The sequence below is a fragment of the Devosia sp. genome (assembly GCF_028290435.1).
GTDB lineage: Bacteria > Pseudomonadota > Alphaproteobacteria > Rhizobiales > Devosiaceae > Devosia.
Genome location: NZ_JAQGJV010000015.1, coordinates 142,955 through 166,644 on the forward strand (window position 1 = coordinate 142,955; position 23,690 = coordinate 166,644).

General features: G+C 62.9%; 20 protein-coding genes, 1 tRNA gene and 1 riboswitch. Of the genes, 9 read left to right on the forward strand and 12 right to left on the reverse strand.

Annotated elements, in window-relative coordinates:
• The first annotated feature begins 18 nt into the window (after positions 1–18).
• Complete coding sequence (locus tag JWP26_RS04710; RefSeq protein ID WP_299724202.1) at positions 19–1,374, forward strand: MATE family efflux transporter; 1,356 nt, start codon at positions 19–21, stop codon at positions 1,372–1,374.
• Here JWP26_RS04710 and JWP26_RS04715 read toward each other — a convergent pair.
• The gene (locus tag JWP26_RS04715; RefSeq protein ID WP_299724204.1) at positions 1,371–2,480 is read right to left on the reverse strand and encodes a quinone-dependent dihydroorotate dehydrogenase; all 1,110 of its coding nucleotides are present in this window, start codon (positions 2,478–2,480) and stop codon (positions 1,371–1,373) included. The genes JWP26_RS04710 and JWP26_RS04715 overlap by 4 nt on opposite strands.
• On the reverse strand, positions 2,477–2,830 hold the full coding sequence (locus tag JWP26_RS04720; protein ID WP_299724206.1) for a DUF952 domain-containing protein: 354 nt from the start codon (positions 2,828–2,830) through the stop codon (positions 2,477–2,479). Before JWP26_RS04720 ends, JWP26_RS04715 begins: the two co-directional genes overlap by 4 nt.
• Positions 2,831–2,965: 135 nt before the next feature.
• Here JWP26_RS04720 and JWP26_RS04725 point away from each other — a divergent pair, with 135 nt between their 5' ends.
• Both JWP26_RS04725 and JWP26_RS04730 read left to right on the forward strand, forming a co-directional pair.
• Positions 2,966–3,607, forward strand: coding sequence for a helix-turn-helix transcriptional regulator (locus JWP26_RS04725; RefSeq protein WP_299724208.1), 642 nt, complete (start codon positions 2,966–2,968; stop codon positions 3,605–3,607).
• A 45-nt stretch (positions 3,608–3,652) separates the two neighbouring features.
• Positions 3,653–4,036, forward strand: a complete 384-nt coding sequence (locus JWP26_RS04730) for a VOC family protein (RefSeq protein ID WP_299724210.1) — start codon at positions 3,653–3,655, stop codon at positions 4,034–4,036.
• A 130-nt stretch (positions 4,037–4,166) separates the two neighbouring features.
• Here the strand turns inward: JWP26_RS04730 and JWP26_RS04735 are convergent, their stop codons facing one another.
• Positions 4,167–5,783: a lysine--tRNA ligase gene (locus JWP26_RS04735; RefSeq protein WP_299724212.1), complete on the reverse strand. Its 1,617-nt coding sequence runs from the start codon at positions 5,781–5,783 to the stop codon at positions 4,167–4,169.
• 130 nt (positions 5,784–5,913) lie between these two features.
• On the opposite strand from JWP26_RS04735, the gene JWP26_RS04740 reads away from it, so the two are divergent.
• Complete coding sequence (locus JWP26_RS04740; RefSeq protein WP_299724214.1) at positions 5,914–6,324, forward strand: tellurite resistance TerB family protein; 411 nt, start codon at positions 5,914–5,916, stop codon at positions 6,322–6,324.
• A gap of 217 nt (positions 6,325–6,541) precedes the next feature.
• Here JWP26_RS04740 and JWP26_RS04745 read toward each other — a convergent pair whose 3' ends face one another.
• Positions 6,542–7,351: a transporter substrate-binding domain-containing protein gene (locus JWP26_RS04745; protein ID WP_299724216.1), complete on the reverse strand. Its 810-nt coding sequence runs from the start codon at positions 7,349–7,351 to the stop codon at positions 6,542–6,544.
• Between the two features lie 207 nt (positions 7,352–7,558).
• Positions 7,559–8,767 (reverse strand): O-succinylhomoserine sulfhydrylase, encoded by a 1,209-nt coding sequence (gene metZ / locus JWP26_RS04750; RefSeq protein WP_299724218.1) that lies wholly within the window; start codon positions 8,765–8,767, stop codon positions 7,559–7,561.
• Between the two features lie 37 nt (positions 8,768–8,804).
• A riboswitch (SAM riboswitch) is annotated at positions 8,805–8,882 on the reverse strand.
• A 74-nt stretch (positions 8,883–8,956) separates the two neighbouring features.
• Between metZ and JWP26_RS04755 the strand changes: the two genes are divergently transcribed.
• Positions 8,957–10,069 (forward strand): 2'-deoxycytidine 5'-triphosphate deaminase, encoded by a 1,113-nt coding sequence (locus tag JWP26_RS04755; RefSeq protein WP_299724220.1) that lies wholly within the window; start codon positions 8,957–8,959, stop codon positions 10,067–10,069.
• Here JWP26_RS04755 and JWP26_RS04760 read toward each other — a convergent pair.
• Both JWP26_RS04760 and JWP26_RS04765 read right to left on the reverse strand, forming a co-directional pair.
• Entirely contained in the window at positions 10,066–10,836 is a 771-nt protein-coding gene (locus JWP26_RS04760; RefSeq protein WP_299724222.1) for an SDR family oxidoreductase, read from the reverse strand. The genes JWP26_RS04755 and JWP26_RS04760 overlap by 4 nt on opposite strands.
• A 71-nt stretch (positions 10,837–10,907) precedes the next feature.
• Positions 10,908–11,381, reverse strand: coding sequence for a hypothetical protein (locus JWP26_RS04765; protein WP_299724224.1), 474 nt, complete (start codon positions 11,379–11,381; stop codon positions 10,908–10,910).
• Positions 11,382–11,637: 256 nt separating this feature from the next.
• Between JWP26_RS04765 and JWP26_RS04770 the strand changes: the two genes are divergently transcribed.
• Positions 11,638–11,711 (forward strand) — tRNA-Gly (locus tag JWP26_RS04770).
• Between the two features lie 243 nt (positions 11,712–11,954).
• Here the strand turns inward: JWP26_RS04770 and JWP26_RS04775 are convergent.
• Together JWP26_RS04775 and JWP26_RS04780 are read right to left on the reverse strand one after the other, a co-directional pair.
• Positions 11,955–13,973 (reverse strand): methyl-accepting chemotaxis protein, encoded by a 2,019-nt coding sequence (locus tag JWP26_RS04775; RefSeq protein ID WP_299724226.1) that lies wholly within the window; start codon positions 13,971–13,973, stop codon positions 11,955–11,957.
• Positions 13,974–14,467: 494 nt separating this feature from the next.
• Positions 14,468–15,055: a TetR/AcrR family transcriptional regulator gene (locus JWP26_RS04780; RefSeq protein ID WP_299724227.1), complete on the reverse strand. Its 588-nt coding sequence runs from the start codon at positions 15,053–15,055 to the stop codon at positions 14,468–14,470.
• Positions 15,056–15,175: 120 nt separating this feature from the next.
• Here JWP26_RS04780 and JWP26_RS04785 point away from each other — a divergent pair, with 120 nt between their 5' ends.
• Positions 15,176–16,402 carry an MFS transporter gene (locus tag JWP26_RS04785; protein WP_299724229.1) on the forward strand — a complete coding sequence of 409 codons (1,227 nt, stop codon included), beginning with the start codon at positions 15,176–15,178 and terminating at the stop codon, positions 16,400–16,402.
• 103 nt (positions 16,403–16,505) lie between these two features.
• On the opposite strand, the gene katG is transcribed toward JWP26_RS04785, so the two are convergent.
• Positions 16,506–18,710 carry a catalase/peroxidase HPI gene (gene katG, locus JWP26_RS04790; protein ID WP_299724231.1) on the reverse strand — a complete coding sequence of 735 codons (2,205 nt, stop codon included), beginning with the start codon at positions 18,708–18,710 and terminating at the stop codon, positions 16,506–16,508.
• A gap of 95 nt (positions 18,711–18,805) precedes the next feature.
• On the opposite strand from katG, the gene JWP26_RS04795 reads away from it, so the two are divergent.
• The gene (locus JWP26_RS04795) at positions 18,806–19,699 is read left to right on the forward strand and encodes a hydrogen peroxide-inducible genes activator (RefSeq protein WP_299724233.1); all 894 of its coding nucleotides are present in this window, start codon (positions 18,806–18,808) and stop codon (positions 19,697–19,699) included.
• Between the two features lie 5 nt (positions 19,700–19,704).
• Here JWP26_RS04795 and JWP26_RS04800 read toward each other — a convergent pair whose 3' ends face one another.
• Complete coding sequence (locus tag JWP26_RS04800; protein WP_299724247.1) at positions 19,705–20,685, reverse strand: SDR family oxidoreductase; 981 nt, start codon at positions 20,683–20,685, stop codon at positions 19,705–19,707.
• Between the two features lie 173 nt (positions 20,686–20,858).
• On the reverse strand, positions 20,859–22,742 hold the full coding sequence (locus tag JWP26_RS04805) for an alpha/beta fold hydrolase (RefSeq protein ID WP_299724235.1): 1,884 nt from the start codon (positions 22,740–22,742) through the stop codon (positions 20,859–20,861).
• A 242-nt stretch (positions 22,743–22,984) separates the two neighbouring features.
• On the opposite strand from JWP26_RS04805, the gene hisD reads away from it, so the two are divergent.
• A partial coding sequence (hisD, locus tag JWP26_RS04810; RefSeq protein WP_299724237.1) for a histidinol dehydrogenase occupies positions 22,985–23,690 on the forward strand: 706 nt, incomplete at its 3' end.

Sequence of the window (23,690 nt, forward strand, 5' to 3'; positions counted from 1 at the left end):
TTTCATTTTGAGCATTTCATGACCACCCAAGACGCCGCGCGCCCGCAATATCCGTTTCAGGTGCGCCATGCCGATGTGTGGAAAATCGCCCTGCCCGCTTCGATCGCCTTCATCACCGAGCCGATGGTGGGGCTGGTCGATATCACGGTGATCGGCCGGCTCGGCGACGCCGCCTTGTTGGGCGGGCTGGTGCTGGGCGCGCTGGTGTTCGACGTGATTTTCTCGCTGGCCTATTTCCTGCGCATCGGCACCGCGGGGCTGACGGCGCAGTCAGTTGGCGCGCGCGATCCACGCGATGGGTTGCTGCATTTTGCGCGGGCGCTGGTGCTGGCGGTGGGTATCGGCATTGTCATGATCGCGCTGAGCTGGCCCATCCTGTGGGCGGCAAATAGCCTGCTCGCGCCCGAGCCCGGCGTTGCCGCCGCGCTGGGGGATTATTTCCGCTATCGCATCTGGTCGGCGCCGTTTGCGCTGATCAATTATGCGCTGCTCGGCTGGTTTTACGGCCGGGCGGCCGCGACCACCGGCATGATGCTGCAGATGCTGCTGCATGGCATCAACATCGTGGCCAGCATTGGCCTGGTCTATGGACTCGGCATGGGCGTGGCCGGCGCGGCTTTGGGTACGGTGCTGGGGCAAGTGGTTGCCGCGCTGCTCGGGCTGGTGCTGGTGGCGCGGCATTATGGCGGGCTCGGGGCGTTGCTGGGGCTGATCAAGCCGGGTGAATTGCTCGATACCAAGGCCCTCAAGCGCATGTTCGGGCTGAGCCGGGACCTGATGATCCGCTCGCTGGCGCTGATGGGGGCCTATGCGTGGTTCGCCGCGCAAGGTTCGCGCATGGGCGAGGTGGCGCTGTCGGCCAATGCGCTGCTGCTGAACCTGCTGATGGTGGTCGGCTATTTCCTCGACGGGATTGCACAGGCGGCCGAGCAATTGAGCGGCAAAGCGGTGGGCGCCAATTGGCGGCCGGCGTTCGATCGCGCCTATGGGCTGAGCTTTCAATGGGGCTTGCTGCTGGCGGGCGGGCTGGGTCTGGCGTGGTATTTCGGCGGTCCCTATGTGCTGAGTTTCATGACCACCAATGAGGCGGTGCGGCAAGAGGCGATGAGTTACCTGTGGATCGCGGCGCTGTGTGCGCTGACGTTCATGCCGGCCTTCGTGTTCGACGGCATTTTGGTGGGCACCACGCTCAATACCGTGATGCGCGACGGCATGGTGATTTCGCTGGTGGTGTTTCTCGCCGCAGCCCTGATCCTGCAGCCGCTGTTCGGCAATCTGGGCCTGTGGGCGGCCATGCATGTGTGGTTCATCGCCCGCGGCGGGATTTATTGGTGGGCGCTGGAGCGAAAGAAGGCGGGGTTGTTTACTGCCTAGCCGATTGTGCGGCCCGCCGCCCACTCCGCCGTGTGGCTGCCGACGAGTTGGCTGATATTGGTTTTGCCTTCGGCGCGGACGGCGGCGGTGAGGCCGCGTTTGATACGGTCGAGCAGGTCGAGGCCGCCGAAAACCAGTGCCGAATAAAGCTGGATGGCATTGGCGCCAGCCTGGATTTTTGCCACCGCGCTTTGGGGCGAGTGGATGCCGCCGACGCCGATGATGGGCAGGTCGCCGACGCGCAGGCGGGTTTGCGCCAGGCGCTGGGTGGCCAGATCGAACAGGGGTTTGCCTGAGAGACCGCCGGTCTCGGAGGCGTTTTCCATGCCGGCGACGGTGTCGCGAGTGATGGTGGTGTTGGAGACGATCAGGCCATCAAGGTCGGTGGCGAGGACCACCTTGGCAATGGCGTCGAGGGCGGCTTCGTCGAGGTCGGGGGCGATCTTGAGGAAGACCGGGACGCGGGTTTTGGCCTTGGCGCGGGCATAGAGCACATCGCCAAGCAGGCGGCGCAGGGCTTCGTCGCCCTGGAGGTTGCGCAGGCCGGGCGTATTGGGGGAGGAGATGTTGACGGTCAGGTAATCGGCCAGGTCGGCGAAGCGATTGACGCCCAACACGTAGTCGGCGACGAAATCCTCGCTGTCCTTGTTGGCGCCGATATTGACGCCCAGCGCGGCAGGAATGCGCTGGCCCTTGAGCCGGGCGAAGGCGGCGTCATGGCCCTCATTGTTGAAGCCCATGCGGTTGACGACGCCTTCGGCGGCACTGATGCGGAACAGGCGCGGCTTGGCATTGCCGGACTGGGGGCGCGGCGTAACGGTGCCGATTTCGACCAGGCCGAAGCCCATCTGCGCCAGCGGGCGGGGCACTTCGGCGTTTTTATCGAAGCCGGCGGCCATGCCGACGGGATTGAGCAGGTCGAGGCCGCAGAGGGAGGTGCGCAATTCGGAGGCGTCGGGGTGGCTTTGCTGGGGCGCCAGGCCCAGGCGCAGGGCGGTGATGGTGGCGCCGTGGGCGGTTTCGGCATCCATTTTCAGCAAAGCCTGCTGGCTGAGGCCCTGCACCAGCGGCAGGCGCAGCAGAGGCGAAAGCGGCGCGAAAATCATTGAACCGCCTCGGGCAACAGGCAGCTTCCATCGGCGGCGACGCTGACCGGGGCTTCCCAGGCGACGGCGGAGAGGGGCAGCGCACCGTAGTAGTGCGGGAAAAGCTGGCCGCCGCGCGAGGGCTCCCAGACCAGCTTGTCGCCCAGATCGACGCTGCGCACGGCGAGCAGGACGAGGCCGGATTGGCCGGCGAAATGCAGGCGCAGGGTTTCGGCCAATTGGGGCGCGGTGGACAGGTGCAGATAGCCATCTTTGGCATCGATGGGCATGCCGGCGAAGCTGGCCGTGCCGCGTGAGGGAGCGTAGATGGCCTCGGTGGCAATCTTGTAGATCAGGTCTAAATTGGTCATGCGCGGACCCTAGCGGGGGGCTGGTGGGTGCGCAAGCGGGGCGGCTCGAGAAGGGTCTTTACAAGGGGAAGAGATGTGCTTAGATAGGATATAATTCCGTATATAAGATTGATTTCCTGTTCGGATTATCCGGTCATGCTGTCACATAGAGCCATTTGGGATGGTATCGACGCACTGGCGCGGCGGCAGGGTCACTCCGTCTCGGCGCTAGCCAAGCTCGCCGGGCTGGACGCCACGGCATTCAATGTGTCCAAGCGCGTCAGCAAGGATGGGCGGGAACGCTGGCCTTCGACCGAAAGCATTTCCAAAATTCTCGATGCCACGGGGGAAAGCTTTGACAGTTTTCTCAATGGCACCGGGGCGTTCATGCAAATCTCCGATGCGCCGAGCATGCGTACGGTGCCGCTGCTGGGGCTGGCGCAGGCCGGGTCCGGTGGGTTTTTCGACAGCGCGGGGTTTCCGGTCGGGCAAGGCTGGGATGAGGTTGCGCTGCCGACGCCGGGCGAGGCCGGGATTTACGCGCTGGAAATCCACGGCGATTCGATGGAGCCGCTGTATCGCGAGGGCGACCGGGTGGTCGTGTCGCCCACCCAGCAGGTGCGGCGCGGCGATCGGGTCGTGGTCAAAACGCGCGATGGCGAGGTGATGGCCAAGATACTGGCGCGCCAGAGCGCCAAGCAGATCGAACTGCATTCGCTCAACCCCGCCTATGAACCGCGGATGTTGGAGATGAACGAGATCGAATGGATCGCGCGGATTATCTGGGCGAGCCAGTAGGGCGCAATTACCGTGGCTGGCTGTGCCGGTGGTGACGAGGGGCAAATGATCAATCACACGGGAATCAACGTCACGGATCTGGCGCGCTCCAGGGTATTTTACGACGCGGTTCTGGCCACATTGGGCATGGGTGGGAAGCTAGACCTGGGGGATGCCATCGGATTTGGCCGGGCCCAGACGCAAAAGGGCGATGACCCCGGAGGCGCCTTCTGGATCTCGCGCGGAACCCCGCACGAGCCCCGCGTGCATATAGCTTTCACCGCCATGAACCGCGAAGAGGTGATCTCATTTTACGCGGCAGCTCTGGGTAACGGGGGACGTGACAACGGTGCTCCCGGCTTGCGTCCGCATTATCACCAACACTATTTCGCGGCGTTCGTCCTAGATCCGGACGGCTACAATATCGAAGCGGTCTTCCACGGATCGTAGCGGCCGGCGGGGCGAATCGACGTGTGAATTTCGGCGCGGTAAAGAGCGCAGGCCGTCTTGGCGGCTGTCGATACCATCCAAGCCAGCCACTCCCGTCTGTGCGGTAAATGACCGGCCTGTTTAGCGGACATTATTCGGCCTTGAGCAGCTTCCCGGCGAGCGCCGTGTCGATCAGCTTGCGCGTTTCGGCGACGCCATAAAGGGCGATGAAAGAGCCGAAGCGGGGGCCTTGGGTCTGGCCGAGGAGGACTTCGTAGATGGCGCCGAACCAGGCGCGGAGGGGGTCGAAATTGTGGGCTTTGCCCACTTCGAACACCAGGTTCTGCAGCATTTCGGCGTCGACCGAGCCTTCGTGGGCGGCGAGCTGGTCGGCGAGGTCCTGCAGGGCCGCACGTTCCTGATCGGTGGGGGCGCGGTAGATCTTGGTGGGCTTCACCTTGTCGTTGAAATAGCGCACCGCGTAGCCGGCGAGGCTATCGATCTCGGGATGGGTCTTGGCGGTGGCGCCCTTGAGGTAGCGCGAGATGAAGCCCCAGAGGACGGTGGTGTCTTCGGCGTTTGCGGTCGAGACGAGGTTGAGCAGCAAGGCGAAGCTCAGCGGCACGTCGGGGTTCGGCACGGCGCCGAAGTGGACGTGGAAGGCCGGATTTTCCAGCCGCTCGGCCGGGGTCTGGGCGTGGTAGCTGGAGACAAAGCTGTAATAGTCGTCGACGGCGCGGGGGATGACGTCGAAATGCAGGCGCTTGGCGGCGCGGGGCTTGCCGAACATGTAGAGGCCCAGGCTCGATGGGGCCGCATAAGTCAGCCACTCGTCGATGGTCAGGCCATTGCCCTTGGACTTGGAAATCTTCTGGCCGCCCTCGTCGAGGAACAGCTCGTAATTGAAGCCTTCGGGCGGGTTGCCGCCGAGCGCGGTAACGATGCGGCTGGCGAGCTTGACGCTGTCGATCAGGTCCTTGCCGGCCATTTCGTAGTCGACGCCGAGCGCGAACCAGCGCAGGGCCCAATCGGGCTTCCACTGGCACTTGACGGCGCCGCCGGTGACGGTGGTCTCGTACTTTTCGCCGTCAGCTGGGTCGATGTAGACGATCGTGCCGGCCTTGGCATTGATCTCGACCATGGGCACCTGCAGCACGTTGCCGTTGACCTTGGAGATCGGCAGGAACGGCGAATAGGTAGCGCGGCGGTCCGGCCCCAGGCTGGGGAGCATGATGTCCATGACGGCGTCATAAACGGACAGCATGCGCAGCAGGGCTTCGTCGAACTTGCCAGAGGTGTAGTAATCGGTCGAGGAGGCGAATTCGTAGTTGAAGTTGAAGCCGTCGAGGAAGGCGCGCAGGCGCGCATTATTGGCCGCGCCGAACGAGGGATATTCGTTGCTGAACGGATCGGGCACGCGGGTCAGGGGCTTGCCGAGGAAGCTGGCCATCATCTCCTGATTGGGCACATTGCCCGGCACCTTGCGGAAGCCGTCCATGTCATCGGAAAATGCCAAGAGGCGCGTGGGGATTTCGTCGCGCGTCAGCAGGCGGAACGCCGTGCGCACCATGGTGGTGCGGGCGACCTCGCCGAAGGTGCCGATATGGGGCAGGCCCGAGGGGCCGTAGCCGGTCTCGAACAGGACCTCGCTCTTGCCGGTTTTCTCGATCCGCGCGACCAGCTTTTTGGCTTCCTCAAACGGCCAGGCGCGGGCAGTTTGGGCAGCGTCGAAAAACGCAGGATCGAGAGCGGGGAGCGGAGCAGACAAGGGACAGCCCTTTCGAGGTCAGGTGAAGGCTGGTGTGTTGCATTTGGGGGGGCTTGCGTCAATGTTGGGGACGCTTGTCAAATGGCGTAGTGCGCCTATGTATCGGCCTTGATCCACGGGGAATTGCCTTATGTCCACCGCCGCCCACGATGCGCTGATCCAGTTGATGGTCGTTGCTGCCTCCTCCGATGAGGCGATGAGCGACAAGGAGTTGCGCCGTATCGAAACGCTGGTCGGGCGGTTGCCGGTGTTCGAGGGGTTTGATCGGGACCGGCTCGGAGCCGTGGCCAATGACTGCGTCGACAAGCTGAATGGCGATGGGCTGGACCAGTTGGTGGACGACGCGATTGCGGCGCTGCCGAGGAAATTGCAGGACACGGCCTATTCGCTGGTGGTGGAGATTACCGCGGTGGATTTGCAATTGACGCAGGAGGAATTGCGGTTTTTGGAACTGATGCGCGACAAGATGGATCTGGACCGGCTGGTGACCGCGGCGATCGAGACGGCGGCGCGGGCGCGGCATCGGCGGATGCCGGGGTAGGATTTCTGTAATTGTGAGGGGCTTGGGTCGCTAGGGGCAGACACCCTCACCCCGCCTCCGCTTCGCTCGGCCACCCTCTCCCCGACGGGGAGAGGAATCTTGAGAGGCCGGCGCTCTTTCTATTCTTCTCCCCGTCGGGGAGAAGGTGGCGCGCAGCGCCGGATGAGGGTGTCTGCCCAGCAAGGCCCGTGCCCGTGCGCAAAACCCGACTGTCCTGCTAGTAAAACCCGACCGGGAACCAGCGGAGATAGAGTTCGTCCAACGTGCCCTTGTTCTTGAGCTTGATCAGGGCCCAGTCGATGACTTGGCGGACGGCGTCGTGGCCGGCGGGGACGGCAATGGAGAGGCCTTCGCCGAACAGGTCGGGGCGGAAATAGGGTTCGCCGGCGAAGCCACAGCAGCTCAGGTTTTCATTGAGCCAGAAGGAGGCGCGCATGGCGTCGCCGAAAAAGGCTGAGGCTTGGTTGTTCTGTACGGCGGCCAGGGCTTCGACTTCGCTGGGGAAGCCGGCGATCTTCACGTCAGGCAGATAGCGCTTGAGGAATTCCTCGTGGCGCGAGCCGGTGCGGACGGAAACGGTTTTACCCTTGAGGCCGACGGTCGAAAAGGCGGCGATGTCACTGGCACGGGTGACGAAGCGGCCGGGCAAAGCCAGGTAAATGCTGGAAAAATCGAACTTGGCGCCGTTTTGCGCGGACATGTCGAGCCCGGCGATCAGCGCATCGCCCTGATTGTCGGCCAGCGCGTTGGAGACCTGCTCCCACGGCCAGGCCTGTACGGTGCAGGCGACGTTGACCTCGGTGCAAATCCGGCGGGCGAGATCGATATTGAAGCCGATCAGCTCACCGCCGGCGTCGCGGAAATTGAAGGGTGGGAAATCGGCGGTGGTGAGGAAACGGATGGCTGGGACGGGTGCGAGATTGGGCAGGATTTCGCGGGCGCTGGGATCGGCGTGATAGGGGATGGGTTGGGCGGATGCTGACACCATGCCCGCAAGCAGGCCAATCAGGACGACGATCAAACGCATGGGCCGCACGCCATTGCCTTGGATGAGAACAAAGTTCTTATGGCCGAGTTTGGCGGGGTTGGCGAGGGCACTCTTCACCTCTCCCTTTGGGGGAGAGGTCGACCCTCTTGGGGCGGGTGAGGGGGCCCTCTACGGGCACCTCACCCAGCAAAGGCCCTCTTCACCTCTCCCCCAAAGGGAGAGGTGAAGAGGGCCCCGCCCGCTTGGCTAGATTTGATCCAGGCCGTACAACAAGTCCGCGATCAAATCCTCGCTGGCTTCCAAGCCAACCGACAGGCGCAGCAGGCCCGGTGTCACGCCGGTTTCCAACCGCACTTCTTCGGTGAGGCGCTGATGCGTCGTGGTGCGGGGGTGGGTGATGATCGACTTCGCATCGCCCAGATTGTTGGAAATCAGGATGACCGCCAGACTGTCCGACAGCTTGAATGCCGCCTCCTGCCCGCCCTTGACGTCGATCGCCACGAGGGTCGAGCCGGCCGTCATCTGGCGCTTGGCCAGATCGTATTGCGGGTGCGACTTGTGATGGGGATAGATGACGCGATTGACTTTGGGGTGATTGCCCAGGACATCGGCGATCTTGGCGGCGCTTTCGGTCATCTGGCGGACGCGCAAAGGCAGGGTTTCGAGGCCCTTGAGCAGGACCCAGGCGTTAAAGGCGCTGAGGGTCGCGCCGGTCTGGCGCAGCAGGGTATGCACGTCGCCGGTAATGAGTTCCTTGCTGCCGAGCACGACGCCGCCGAGCACCCTGCCCTGCCCGTCGATATGCTTGGTGGCCGAATAGGTGACGAGATCGGCGCCGAGCTGCAGGGGCTTCTGGTAGAGCGGGGTCGCGAAGACGTTGTCGACGATCAGCTTGGCGCCATGGGCGTGGGCGATATCGGCGACGGCGGCGATATCGACCAGTTCGAGGGTCGGATTGGTCGGCGTTTCGATGAACACGACCTTGGTGTTGGGCTGCATGGCGCGGGCGAAATTTTCGGGATCGCGGCCATCGACCAGCGTCGAGGACACGCCCCAGCGCGGCATGAAATCCTCGACCACGAAGCGGCAACCACCGAACAGGGCCTGCGCCGCCACGATATGATCGCCGGCCTTGACCTGGCTCATCACCGCATTGGTGACGGCGGCCATGCCGCTGGCGAAACCGCGCGCAGCCTCGGCGCCTTCGAGCAGCGCCATGCGCTCCTGGAAAATATCGACGGTGGGATTGGCGAAGCGCGAGTAATTGTGCGCGCCCGGAATCTCGTTGTTGAACAGGCGTTCGGCGTGATTAGAGCTGGGATAGCTGTAGCCGGAGGTGAGGAACAGCGCCTCGGAGGTCTCATTAAACGGGGTGCGCTTGTCGCCGCCATGGACGAGCTGGGTTTCGGGCGCGCGCTTGCTTGGGTCGCTGAGGGGGTTGTCGGCCTTGGACATGGAATGCCTTCAAACAAAAAAACCGGCCCACAAACATGCGGCCGGTTGAACGGTCTCTTAGCAATTTGTTTAAAGTGGCTGCAACCAGACCGGCCAAATCACCACTGATCGGGATGTAATTCCATTTGTCGCTTGGCGTCAATTGCGCGGATTGATAGGGGAAAGCATCGGCATGCGGGACAGATCGCTATGAGCACGCAACAGGCCTGGCCGCAGGGCATTTTTCCGGCGCGGCTCATCGAGGTCTTGCGCCAGCAAGGCGCTATCGCCACGACGCGCGAATTCGATGTGGACCAGGTGCAGCCGGCGAGCCTGGACCTGCGGCTGGGGGATACGGCGTTCCGGGTGCGCTCCAGCTTTTTGCCGGGGCCGAGCCATTCGGTGGCAGAGCGGATCGATGCGCTGAAACTGCACGAAATCGACCTCAAGCATGGCGCGGTGTTGGAGCGTGGCTGCGTTTATCTGGTGCCGTTGCAGGAGAGCCTGGCGCTGCCGGACGCGGTGAGTGCCTCGGCCAATCCGAAGAGTTCGACCGGCCGGCTGGATGTGTTCACCCGCGTTATCGGTGATCGGGCGCGTGGGTTCGACCAGATGCCGGCGGGCTATCATGGGCCGCTGTATCTCGAAGTCAGCCCGCGCACGTTCCCCATTCTGGTGCGCACCGGGTCGCGGCTGAGCCAGATGCGGTTCCGGTCGGGCGATACCAAACTCACCGTGGCGGAACATCAGGCGCTGCATCGGCAGCAGACACTGGTGTTTGGCGATCACCGGCCGGTGGACGATGGGGTGGCGCTGTCGATCGATCTCAAGGGCGCGGATCGCAATGCATTGATCGGATTTCGCTCCAAGCGGCATTCATCGGTGGTGGATGTCGACAAGAAGGCGGCGCTCGATGTGCTGGATTTCTGGGAGCCGCTGACCAATCGCGGGAGCGACGAGCTGATCCTCGATCCGGATGAATTCTACATTCTGGTCAGTGACGAGGCGGTGCACGTGCCGCCGACCCATGCGGCCGAAATGGTGCCGTTCGATCCGCTGGTGGGCGAATTCCGGGTGCATTATGCGGGGTTTTTCGATCCCGGGTTTGGGCATTCGGCGGCCGGCGGCACGGGCAGCCGCGCGGTGCTGGAAGTGCGCAGTCGCGAGGTGCCGTTTTTGCTCGGGCATGGGCAGACCATCGGGCGGCTGATTTATGAGAAACTGGCCGAGCCGCCGGATCGGCTCTACGGCTCAGCGCTGGGCTCGAACTATCAGGCGCAGACGCTGAAATTGTCGAAGCATTTCAAGCCGTATTTGCCCTAGCGCGCGGTCCAGCCGCCATCAATGAGCATGGTCTGGCCGGTGATCAGCGAGGCGGCGGGCGAGGCGAGGAATACGACGGCACCGGCGACTTCGTGGGGCTCACCGATGCGGTGGAGGGCGGCGATGCGGTCTTCGACATCGGCTTTGAAGACCGGATCGGCCAGGGCTGGTGCAGTGCCGGGGGTGGCGATGAAGGTGGGGGCGACGGCGTTGACGGTGATGCCGTATTTACCCCATTCGACCGCCATGCACTTGGTCATGTGGGAGACGGCGGCCTTGGCGATGCAGTAGATCGCCTCGCCGGGCAGGGCCACGAAGGCGGCTTGCGAGCTCATATTGATGATGCGGCCGCTGCCCCTGGCGATCATGTGCTTGCCGGCATATTGGGCGATGAAGAACGAGGACTTGAGATTGATGCCGATGGTGTCGTCAAAGGTTTGCTCGGTGAAGTCCTCAACCGGGCCCTGGCTGCCACCGCCGCCGACATTGTTGACCAGGATATCGATCCGGCCCAGCTTGGCGATGGCTTCGTCCATGGCGGCGCGCGATTGATCCAGATTGCCCGCGTCCATTTGCAGCTTCAGCGCGCGGCGACCGAGGCCAGCGATTTCATCGGCCAGGCCACCATCGGCGGCGATATCGCGCAGGCCCAGCGCCACGTCGGCGCCGGCATTGGCTAATGCCAGGGCAATCGCCCGGCCCAATCCCCGGCCGGCGCCGGTCACCAGGGCGACTTGTCCGCTCAAATCAAAACTCGGCTGCTGCATGGCAATTCATCCCCTCGCTATGCGGGGATTATGGCGCACAGCATGCCCGCATTGCCAGCGGGATCGTAGCGCTATTGCACGCGCTGCTGCACCTGCCCGTTCTGGTCGCGCAGCGTGTTGGGGCCGGTGAACTGGGCCTGGGTGATGGAGCAGTAGTTGGTCACCTGGGTATCGGATAAGATGGAGAAGGTGACGAGCACGCCGTTCTGCATCTGCGAGGCCCAAAAGCCGTGGCCGGGATAATCGGAACACATCTGGCCATTGGCGCAGACGCGGGTCTGGGTGGTGAACAGGCCGCTGGGCTCAAAGGTGGTATAGCGCTGGGCAACCTGGCCGGGACTGAACTGGTTGGGGATTTCGGTGTACCAGACCCCAGTCAATTGCCCCATGGCCTGTGGATCGGCGCCGGCCTGAAACTGCTGCCAGCCCTGGCTCAGGTTCTGGTCGACATTGCCGTTCTGGTCGCGGCAGACGTCGTTCTGAGCCAGAGCCGGCATGGCGATGGATGCGGCAATGGCCGCGACGATGAAAACCCTGCGGTTCATGATCGATGCTCCCTCCGGACCGCCCCCGGTCCTGCTGTCTGGAGCGAATGGTTCAGCAAAGTTTACTACCCGTCATCCCCCCACAATGGGGTATGGAGCAGCTCAGACCGGCGAGGACGAGCCGGGGGCGAGGGCCCGGGGCCGACGCGGATATCCGATCGAACGGCGCAGGATCGCGTCTATCAAGCGCATTGATCGTGCAAGCCATCGCGTCGCGCTTGACGCCCTGCCCCATTTGACGCATCAAGAGGCGATTGCGGGTGTAGCTCAATGGCAGAGCAGAAGCTTCCCAAGCTTACGACGAGGGTTCGATTCCCTTCACCCGCTCCACTTCCCATTTCAAAATAAGCTATGCAGTTGAAAAGACTGACGTTTTTCAATGTGCACTCGTGCCGAGACTGAACTCGACTAAACCTACGCTCCAAAGTGCGCTACCGGCGTTGGCAGTGGGTGGGAATTGGGCAGGGCTTGGCGACCTTGATCGATATCGGAAACGTCGGGGAAGTCCCGCAGCCGCTATGCAGCCGCGCTTAGGTGGGTGAAGGCAATGGGGCTTCGGCAATGCCGCCGCACCTAGAATTCGTTCCAATCCTGCGCTATCGCCGCATTGCCTTGGGTCAGATAGGCGCGCGATGGCCGTGATTTCGACGGCACGACCACGACGGGTGCCGTGTGGGACCCAAGTGAGCGCGGCACATCCCCGGTCGTGAACACGTCAATGATATTGTCGAGCTCGTTGGCCTGCGCCTCGGTCTGTTCAATCGCTGCATTGGTTTGCTCGACCAGCGCCGCATTATGCTGGGTCATTTCGTCCATCTGCTGCATAGCGACATTGACCTCACGGATCGCCGAAGCCTGCTCGTGGCTCTCCTGTGAGATCGACTCCAGCGCCGCGGTGTTTTCGCGGATGTCGTCGAGCATGCCGTGCAGCTTGCTGGCGGCGTCCGAGACCAGACGCGAACCGCCCTTGACCTCGTTGGCCGACTGTTCGATCAAAATCTTGACGTCTGCCGATGCGGACGCTGCCGATTGCGCGAGCCGCCGCACTTCCACGGCGACCACCGCAAACCCCTTGCCCGCATCCCCTGCCCGAGCGGCTTCCACCGAGGCGTTCAGCGCCAAAAGATTGGTCTGGAAGGCGATATCGTCAATCAGCCCGATGATGTTGGAAATCTTGCTGGACGAGGCCGTGATGCGATCCATCGCTTCGGTTGCCTGGCCCATCACCGCGCCGCTGTCTTCGGCCGTCCGCGATACCGACTTGGCCTGGACGCTAGCGGCCTGAGCCTTGGTGGCGCTGGCCAGCACCGTCGAGGCGAGTTGCTCCATGGCCGCCGACGTTTCCTCGATCGCCGCCGCTTGCCGCGTGGTGCGCTCGCTGAGGTCATTGGCCCCGGCCAGAATTTCACCCGTCGCGGTCTTCAGCGTTCCAGAGGTGCCCTTGAGCCTGCCAATGATATCGGTCAGCGTATCGGCCACACCGTTGGCGTCGGTCTTCAGCTTGGCGAAGGCCCCGGCATAGTCGCCAGTCATGCGTCGCGTTAGGTCGGTATTGGCCAATGCCGTCAGCACCTGCCCAACATCGGCGATGCCGCGATCGACCGTAGTGACCAGATTGTTGACGCTGCCGGCGAGGCCGTTGAGCTCGGGATCGGGGAATTCGGTATCAACCCGCTTGCTGAAATCGCCGGCGATAGCGGCATCCACCACCTGTCCGAAAGCGCGTTGCAGTTCAGCCATCATGCGCTGACGTTCCGCCTGATCGGCAATGACACGGGTCGCTTCCGCTTCGGTCATCTGGCTGATCTTGAGCCCGTTCTCGCGGAATACTTCCACGGCCCGCGCCATGTCGCCGATCTCGTCCTTGCGGTTTTGTCCCTTCAGCTCGATATCGAAGTTATTTTGGGCCAGCGCCGCCATGTTGGCATTGAGCCCGGCGATCGGCCGACTGATGCTGCGCGCGATCAACACGCCGATCAGCAGCAGCAACAGCGTCACCCCCAGCGCGATGGCGCCGCTGGTCAGAGCCGCGGTCATGAAGATGGCATCGACCTGGGTCAGCAGCACGCCCGAGGCGATATTCCAGCCCCAGGGACGAAAAACTTCGGAATAGCTGACCTTGTCGAATTCGCCGCCCTTGGGATCCTTGAACAGATAGGTCTCGTATGCCGAGCCGTTGGCCACCGCATTGGTGATCATCTCTTTCATGTAGAGCTTACCGCGGCCATCTGCTTCGATCGAGCGGTCATTGCCTTCCTTCTCCGGCTTGGTGGGATGCATCAGCATCACCATGTCGACGGTGTCGATGAAGACATACTCCTTGCCCTGGTAACGGAACCCGCGCAGCGACGCCAAAGCCAGTTTCTTGGCCTCGTCTTCAGTGAACTCGCCAGCTTGCGCGCGATCGTAATAGTTCTGCGCAATGCTGACGGCCCCTTGCACCACGCTCTGCAATTCGGTGCGTTTGAAATCATCGAGATTGGAACGCAGCGTATAAAGCTGGAACGCCAGCACCCCCGCAAAGCCGACCGCAAAAACGGCGATGAGGCTGTAAAGGCGACGGGCGATGCTACCGGTAAGGAGGGCTGACACTGTTGGTCTTTCTGGTTGGAGAATGACCGTTCACAGCGAAGGATAGGCCTTGGGAATCTGAGTACGGCCCCGGCACTTAAGGTTCGGTAAACCACGTTGCGGCGCTGGTCCGTGCCCATGAAAATGTACCCGGCGTCTCGTCGCATGCCCTCCCTGAAGCAGCCAGATCCGCTTGCGGCTGGCAACGATCGTGTTCTGGTTCACCACCGATGACGAGCCAAAATTACCTGGTGGCAGAACACCGTCGAGCGACGGGCAGGCGTTCGAAATCAGTTCGCAGCATTTCCGAACTTCGCCCCACCAAGGCCCGTATTGGACCTACCCAGGATAATTGGTACGAGTGGCTGCCAGCGGCGTCGCGTGGCTGCAGCGCCTCGAGAGGCCGGCCCTCAAAACGGAACCCTCTCTCTTGTAGTCATCTTCGATGACGGCCGGCGAAGGCAGAGCCAGCGACTTGGCGCCAGCCAAGACGCCGGCCTTGAACCATGGGGGATTCAGCGCAACCGAAGGCCTTCAAGCAGGGTGCGAAAGCTGGCCACGGCCGTAATGGAGGTTTGCTCGGGATTGTCGGAGCTGGCAATCCAGGTGGCCGCGTGGCTGCTGGCGCCGTTGATCAGGCGCGCCGCGCCCTCCGTGTCGACGTCTACCAGCACCCCATCGGCCTTGAGCTCATCCAGGCTTTCCTTCAGGGCCATGACGCAACCATTGGTGTTCGGCCACTGCGAAATGTCCCCCAGAACTGCCGGGGCATCACGGAACATGATCCGCTGGATCTCAGGCTCGAGCGCCATCTGGATATAGCCGATCCACTCATCGACAACGCCTTGCCAGCGCGTGGGCGCACGTCCCGAAATCTCCTTCAGGCGCGCCGTCATCTCGGCATCGATTTCCTCGATCACCGCCCGCAGCAAGCCCTGCTTGTCACCAAAGTGATGGTAGAGGGCGCCCCGGGTCAGTCCCACCTCGGCGGTGAACTCATCCATGTTCGACTCGGCGTAGCCGACGGTGCCGAAGGTGTGACGGGCCGCGGCGATCAGCTTGGCGCGGGTCTCCGCAATCATCTCCTGGCGCGTCTTTCGCATCATGCACTCCACGCTCACATACGCTTCGTATTTGAATTGACATACGAAACGTATGTGATTACCTCACTCACATACGTTGAGTATATGCGTGACATGCGCTGCTGTTCAAGGAGCTTCCAAATGTCAAATCCCTATGCGGAAATATTCAGGACGCCGGGCGCCAAGGGCTTTTCGGCGGCCGCGTTCATCGCACGCCTGCCCGTTGCGATGGCGCCAATCGGTATCATCACCATGCTGTCCCAGACTTACGGCGAGTACTGGCTGGCTGGTGCCGTTTCGGCCACGTTCGCGCTGGCAAACGCGTTTGTTTCGCCGCAATTGTCCCGCCTGGTCGACCGCTTCGGCCAGACTGCGGTCGTCGCGCCAGCGGCGCTCGTGTCGGTCGCCGCCTTTCTGGTGCTGATTGCGGCTGTGAACCAGAGCTGGCCGGTCTGGACGCTGTTCGTGTCCGCATTGGCCGCCGCGACGATGCCCAGCATATCGGCAATGGTTCGTGCCCGTTGGAGCGAAATGTTCCGCGATCGGCCGGAGATCAACACCGCCTTCGCCTTTGAGTCGAGCGCCGACGAGCTGATCTACATCGCGGGCGCCTCACTCTCGGTCGCCCTGTCCGTGTCACTCTTCCCGGAGGCCGGCATGCTCGCCGCCGTGGCCTTCCTGGCCTTTGGCACGGCTGCGTTTCTGCTGCAGCGGTCGAGCGAGCCAAAAGTGCGGGCGCTTGACCATAATGCCCCGCGGCGCTCGGCTATCTGGCTGCGGCCGGTTCAGATCATCACGCTGGCACTGGTCTTCGTAGGGGCGATATTCGCCACGGCGGAAGTGACGTCGGTCGCCATCACGAATGAACTCGACCAGCCGGGTGCGGCCAGTGTCGTCATCGGCGTGTACGCGGTCGGATCGTTTGTGCTCGGCCTCGTCCTCGGCGCGATCAATCCAAAAATGCCTCTCCGGCGCCAGATGCTGATCGCTGTCAGTGTTGTCGCCCTGACTGCCCTGCCGTTGGTGATTGCCGGTAGCTCCGTCACGCTTCTAGCGGTAGCCATCTTCTTTAGCGGTGTCGCCATCTCGCCGACCTTCATCACCGCCTTCGGCCTGATCGAGCGGCGGGTTCCGGAGTCCATGCTGACCGAAGGCGTTACCTGGGTGATGACCGGCGTCGGTATCGGCATGGCTCTGGGCTCACTCGTGTCGGGCTGGGTCGTCGACACCTACGGCGCACAGAACGGCTTCTGGGTCTCTGTTGCGGCGGGTGCGGCAACCGTCCTGACCGTGGCTCTCGGCCAGAGCAGCCTCTGCGAAAAGCAGACTGAGGCCGTCGCGGACGGACAACCTCAACCGGCCGAGTAATGGGAAATGCATCCGCAAACGCGGTAATTCGATTTCAAAGCGACGCCGCGAGACCCTCGCGGCGTCTGAACAATCATGGCCCGGCGAACTCGCCGGGCAGGCGCTAGCGCAGGTCGAACCGGTCGGCGTTCATCACCTTGACCCAGGCGGCAACGAAGTCCTTGGTGAACTTGGCCGATGCGTCCGACTGGCCGTAGATTTCGGCCAAGGCGCGCAGTTGCGAATGCGAGCCGAAGATCAGATCGACACGAGTGCCGGTCCAGCGCAGCTCGCCGCTCTTGCGATCGCGCCCCTCGTAGACGCCTTGCTCGCCGGCCTTGGGCGACCACACCGTGGCCATGTCCAAGAGGTTGAGGAAGAAGTCATTGGTCAGGGTTTCCGGCCGGGTGGTGAACACGCCATGCTCGCTGGCACCCGCCTTCAGCACGCGGAGGCCACCCACCAGCACGGTCATTTCCGGCCCGGTCAGGCGCAGCAGTTGGGCCTTGTCGACCAGGGATTCCTCGGGCTCCATGAAGGCGCGCGGGCTGTAGTGGTTGCGGAAACCATCGGCACGCGGCTCGAGGGCGCCGAAGGACACACTGTCGGTTTGATCCTGCGACGCGTCCATGCGGCCTGGCGTGAACGGCACCACCACATCCCGCCCGGCGGCCGTGGCGGCCTGCTCAATGCCCACGCCACCGGCGAGGACAATCAGGTCGGCGAGCGACACCGTCTTGCCGAATGCGGTCTTGATGGCTTCGAGCTTGGCCAGCACCTTGGCGAGTTGAGCGGGCTGGTTGACCGCCCAATCCTTTTGCGGGGCGAGGCGGATGCGGGCGCCATTGGCGCCGCCGCGCTTGTCGGAGCCGCGATAGGTGGCAGCCGAAGCCCAGGCGGTGGAGACAAGTTCAGAAACCGTCAGGCCCGACGCGGCGATCTGGCCCTTGAGCGCGGCGATATCGGCATCATTGACCAGCTCGTGATCGACGGCCGGGATCACGTCCTGCCAGATCAGGTCCTCGTTCGGCACTTCGGCGCCGAGATAGCGCACCTTCGGGCCCATATCGCGGTGGGTCAGTTTGAACCAGGCGCGGGCGAAGGCATCGGCGAACTGGTCCGGGTTTTCGAAGAAGCGGCGCGAGATCGGCCCATAGGCCGGGTCGAACCGCAGTGCCAGGTCGGAAGTGAGCATAGTGGGGCGATGCTTCCTGCCAGCGACGAAAGCGTCGGGGATCACCGCATCGTCGGTCTTGGCCACCCACTGCTTGGCGCCGTTCGGGCTGGCCGAAAGTTCCCACTCATAGTTGAACAGGTTCTCGAAGAAGAAATTGCTCCAGCGCGTCGGGGTCTGCGTCCAGGTGACCTCGAGGCCCGAGGTGATGGCGTCGGGGCCAATACCCGTGCCATGCTTGCTCTTCCAGCCCAGGCCCTGGTCTTCGAGGTCCGCGCCTTCCGGTTCGGCAGCGATCAGCGACGGGTCGCCCGCGCCATGGGTCTTACCGAAGGTATGGCCGCCGGCGATCAGCGCCACGGTTTCCTCGTCGTCCATCGCCATGCGGCGGAAGGTCTCGCGAATGTCGCGAGCCGAGGCCAGTGGGTCCGGATTGCCGTTCGGGCCTTCCGGGTTCACATAGATCAGGCCCATCTGCACGGCGCCCAGCGGCTCGCTCAGCTCACGCTCGCCCGAATAGCGCTCGTCACCCAGCCAGGTGCCTTCGGGACCCCAGAACAGCTCTTCGGGCTCCCACACGTCGGCGCGGCCACCGGCAAAGCCGAAGGTCTTGAAGCCCATGGATTCGAGCGCGACATTGCCGGTCAGGATCATCAGATCAGCCCAGGAAATCGCATTGCCGTATTTCTGCTTGATCGGCCAGATCAGGCGGCGGGCCTTGTCGAGGCTGGCATTGTCGGGCCAGGAATTGAGCGGTGCGAAACGCTGCTGCCCCTGTCCGGCGCCGCCGCGGCCGTCGGTGATGCGATAGGTGCCGGCGCTGTGCCAGGCCATGCGGATGAACAGGCCACCATAATGGCCGAAGTCGGCGGGCCACCAATCCTGCGAATCGGTCATCAGGGCGGTCAGGTCGGCCTTGACCGCTGCCAGATCGAGCGTCTTGAACGCCTCGGCATAGTCGAACTCCGCGCCCAGCGGGTCGGACAGGGACGAATTGCGGTGCAGCATGCCGATATCGAGCTGCTTGGGCCACCAATCGCCATTGCCATGGCGGGCTTTGGGCGGCTTTCCACCCTTGCCGCTGTGATCGACCGGGCACTCGCCGGCGCCGGTGCTCGTGGTGTCATGCGGATTGGGGGCGTGGGGATCGCTCATGGGGGCTCCTATTGCTGCTGCTGGGGCGGTTATAGGAGCGTGACTTCCATTAGGCCAATCGATAAATCTTGGCATGTCGATAGGATGAAATTATAATGCCGATCTCCCTCAAGCAGATGCGCTATGCCGCGGCACTCGCCCGCCATGCCCATTTTGGCCGCGCTGCCGAAGCGTGCGCCGTGTCCCAACCGGCGCTGTCCCAGCAGATTTCGGCGCTGGAAGATTTGTGTGGAACGCCGCTCTTCGACCGGCTCAAGAGCGGTATTCAACTGACGCCGTTCGGGCGCCGCTTCGTTGAAATGGCGCAGGCGACGATAGAAAGCGCGGAGGCCCTTGATGCCTTCGCGCTTGGTCATGGCGGCAGCCTGGACCGGGCACTCCGGTTCGGGCTCATTCCCACTGTTGCACCCTATCTGTTGCCCGAGATTTTTCCGGCGCTGACCAGCGGCATGCCGACGCTCAATTTCACCATCAGCGAGAACCGGACCGAGGCTCTGATTACCGGCCTGGCCGATGGCAGTCTCGATATCGCCCTGATCGGCACCGACCCGCCCGATAACGGCCCTAAACTGGTCAGCCGCGCGCTGTTCCGGGATTCGTTTGTGCTGGCCACCAGCCTTGGGGAAGCGTTCGATGGTCCGGTGCAGTTGGACCAGTTGGCGCCCGAGCGCATCCTGCTGCTCGATGAGGGTCACTGTTTCCGCGATCAGACCATCGCGGCGTGCCGGTTGGACCGGCATCCCACCGCTCGCGCGTTTGCGGCGACATCGCTGTCGACCATCGTGGAGTTCGTAGCCAATGGGCAGGGCGTGACGCTGCTACCCCAGATTGCCCTTCGCAAGGAGGCTGACGCGCGCATCGCTATCCACGCCATCGCGCTGCCGGGACCGAGCCGGATGCTCTCGCTGGTGTGGCGCGCCGCCAATCCCCTTAGCCCCGTCTTCGAGCGGATTGCCGAGGTGATAGAGCAAACCCGCTCGCAGCCTTAGCGCGCCTACCCTAATGCGGACTGGGCCGCGCAGATGCGGTCGACAAGGGCGTCAAACTCGCCCTTTGGCGGGCGGTTGGTGGCGAGGCGCTGCTTCAGATGCGCGATCGGTTCGGCCAGGATTTCGTCGAGGCTCTGCGCGCAGGTGAAGTCGCCGGCAACGCTCTTGACCTTGGAATTGTCGAAGATCGCCGTCCAGGCCTTGTCGCCGGTCAGGGGGCCAATCCACTCCGGATTATAGCGAACCAGGGTGTCGGTGGGGACATGAACGATCTTGGCTTCGACACCAAGCAGCCGGCCAATGGCCGTCTGGATATCGTTCCAGATATGGGCGCGGTCATTGGTGATGTGGAACGTATCGTGGAGGGCCGCCGGCTTGCCGAACAGGCCCACGAAGGGCACCGCGAGATCGACCGATCGCGTCAGCGTCCAGGGGGTATTGCCGTCGCCGGCGACGATGGTGGGCTCGCCATCCAGCATGCGTCGCGCCATGACATCGCTGTCGCCCATCATGATGGGCAGGCCCGTGCGCACCGTGTGGCTCGGACGTACAATGGTCCAGGCCAGGTTGCTGGACGCGATGAGCAGGTTTTCGCAGGCGATCTTGGCCTGGCTATAGGGCCAGTATGGGTTAATCGCCGGAGTGTTTTCGGTGATCACATAATGGCGTGCCGGCTTCTCGTAGACGGAGGCCGAGGAGATGAAGATGTATTGGCCGCAATGGCCGGCAAATACCTCGATGTCGCGCGCCATCTGGTCCGGCGTGAACACGATGAACTGGCACACCACGTCATAATTGGCCTTGGCCAGATCGGCATAGTCCGGCGAGGTCAGGTCGCCCACGATGGAGGTGACGCCAGCCGGTAGCTCGTCCGGCCGCTTGCCGCGATTATACACCGTCACCGCATGCCCCTGGGCCACGGCCCGCTCGACGCACGGATAGGAAATCTGTCCCGTGCCGCCGATGAAAAGCACATTCATTGCCAGTCTCCTCGTTCGCGCTTAGCGCGTGTGTTTGCGCCAGTGTTCACAATGGCGACCGGCTTGTACAGGCGCAATCTGTCACGGTCGTGGACGGTGGCAATAATCGGCGGCAGGCAGATCGAACTGAAGCGTGCCTGGTCGGTGGCTGCCTTTCAGACAGCCACACGGAATGCAGGTCAGGCCGCTCCGTCACCGAGCTGCGCCAGCTTGATCTGGGTCAACAGGCTCAATTCGTCATAGACGTTCCATTCATCGACGATCTTGCCGTCTTTCCAGTGATAGTGGGACATGCCCATCACCTGCAGGCGTTTGCCCGTTGGATCGCCCAGCTCGCCCAGGATGCCGTAGCCGAGATGGTGGCCTTCCATGATCCAGCGCACCGCAACCTTGGTGCCGCCCTCTTCGCTGGGGTTCGACGAGACATATTGCGGCTCGAACGAGGCGTCGGGGATCGAACCGATCAGCCCCAGATGCTGGTGGATGATGGCGGCGACGCCATAGAGCTCCTTCATCAGAGGGCCGTGATATTGCGCCGTGGGCGCATAGACTTCGGCGATCTTGCCAAACATGCGCTTGGTGAACACCTCGTGCAGCATTTCCAGCGTCTGCACTTCGATGTCGTTATGCGCCAGCGAGGTATCGGCCTTTTCGGGCGGCGGGGTCTGGCCCAGGAAGCGGCGGTTTTCTCCAATATCGAGCGAGATCAGCCCAGCGTCGAACTTGGACTTGGCGGTGCGTGCGGCGAAATGGTTGGGATCAAGCCCCAACTGCTTGATGATTGCCATCTGATCGGCGACGACCCATTCGCGATAGATCTTGTTTTTAAAAATCATGCAGTCGGCAATGGTGCGTGAGACGAACGGCTTGCCGGTCGGCTGGCCCAGATGCCCATATTGAGTGTGGCGGCCCGAACCGGTCACCAGATGCGAGGTATAGAACCCGTCCACATCATTGCCGTTCCAGATCACCTGGGTGGCCATGCCGCGGCGTTCGGGGAAGGATACCAGCCGCTGGATGGTGTCGCGGACGACATCTTCACGGTTGTAGATCGTGCCGGTGGTGCCATAGAGCACGCAATTATGGGTGTAGTGGGTGTAGATCAGCCCGATATCGCGTTCGTCCCAGATCTTGTGGGTGCAGCGCACGATGTAATCGACGATGTCGGTATAGATGTCGTCGAAACCATCCATCGATTGGACACGGGCGCGATTGGTGGGAGCCAGTTCCGGATAGTCGCGGCGTTCCACCTGCAATACCGCTTCGGTCTGGGCGATCGCTGAGCCGCCATTGGCATGCTTGTGGGTTTCGGTCGGGCTCATCGTGGCTCCTGTCTGCAAAGTCTGATTGGGTGAAAAACTATCGGTCTGCTGCAGCCATTCGCGCATATGACGCGCCATGGCGGCAGGATTTTCAAGCGGGGCGAAGTGCCCGGCATCGGGAATGGTAAAAAACCGGGCGCCGGAAATGCCGGTCGCCAGTTCTTCCTGCGCCGGGCGCGGGCAGATGCCGTCGTGCTCGCCGGCCAGGATCAGGGTTGGAACGTTGATTGCGCCAAGGCGTGGCCGGCTATCTGCGCGCTCGATGGCCAGTTCGGACTGGGCGGCCAGCACCTCCGCCCCCGCATCGCGGGCCATCGCCAGCACCGTCTGGCGCAAGGCATAATCGTCCTGATTGGCCGGGGCCACCTGCGTTGGCCAGCCGTCCAGCACGTAACTATCGAGGCCCTCGGCCCGCGCTTTAGCCACCGCGGCGCGCCGTATTTCGGCATTGCCCGGCAGGTCCGGCCGTGGCGTGGTATCGATCAGTGCCAGCCGCGCTATGCGCTCAGGCGCCTGCGCGATCATTTCCAGCGCCACAATGCCGCCCAGGGAAAATCCCGCCAGCGAAAACCGCTTCGGCGCCTCGGCCAGAATGCGCTGCGCCATCTCGGCCGCCGTGGTCGCGCCCGTCATAACGATGACCTGCATGTCGGGTCGGTCCAGTTGCTGCATCAGCGGGGCAAACAGCCGTGCGTCGCAAAGCGTGCCGGCGAGCAGCAGCAAGGGCAGGTCTTGGGTCACGAAACGCCTGCAGACTGGGGAGTTTTTATGGGAAATCGGCGCGACATGGTGGGCGCTGGGGTCCTGTGGGGTCAAAATGCAATGCTCGGCAAAAAACACTGGCAAATATTGAATACGTATGCAAGATCAATTTCGACGTTTCGGACGTTTAGAACGCGTTCCTCGATATGGCGGTGGCCACCAGCGCCTGCATCGATGGACCGAGATTGCAGCAGAGCCGCCGGCTCGCATTCGGAGTTGCCATGACCCAAGCCAATCCCGCCCCCTTTGCCGGCGTGCATTACCTCAAGGCGCCCGAGCGCTCCTCGATCGGCGACAATGCGCCGGTCGAAACCCTGGTCAGCGAAATCATCGCCAATGTCCGCAAAAGGGGCGATGCCGCAGTCCGCGAATACTCGGTGAAGTTCGACAAATCCGATATTTCGGTGTTTGAAGTGACCCAGGCCGAACGCGAGGAGGCGCTGGCGACGCTCGATCCGCAAACGCGCAAAGACACAGAATTTGCCATCGAGAACGTCCGCAAGTTCGCCAAGGCGCAATTGGCGACCATCCTGCCGCTGGAGGTCGAAACCCTGCCCGGCGTTCATATGGGCCACCGCGTCATCCCGATCCAGCGCGTCGGCTGCTACGTGCCGGGTGGCCGCTATCCGCTGCTCTCCGCGCCGATCATGACCATCGTGCCCGCCAAGGTCGCGGGCGTCGACGAGGTGATCGCCTGCCTGCCGCCCAATGCCCATCAGGCCATGATTGCGGGCTGCCACCTGTCGGGTGCCGATCGCATCTTCAAGATCGGCGGCGCCCAGGCCATTGCGGCCATGGCTTACGGCACCGAGAGCGTGCCGGCCGTCAACAAGATCGTCGGGCCCGGCAATGCCTTCGTCAACGAGGCCAAGAGGCAGGTGTTCGGGCCGGTCGGTATCGATCAGCTCGCCGGCCCGTCGGAGATCT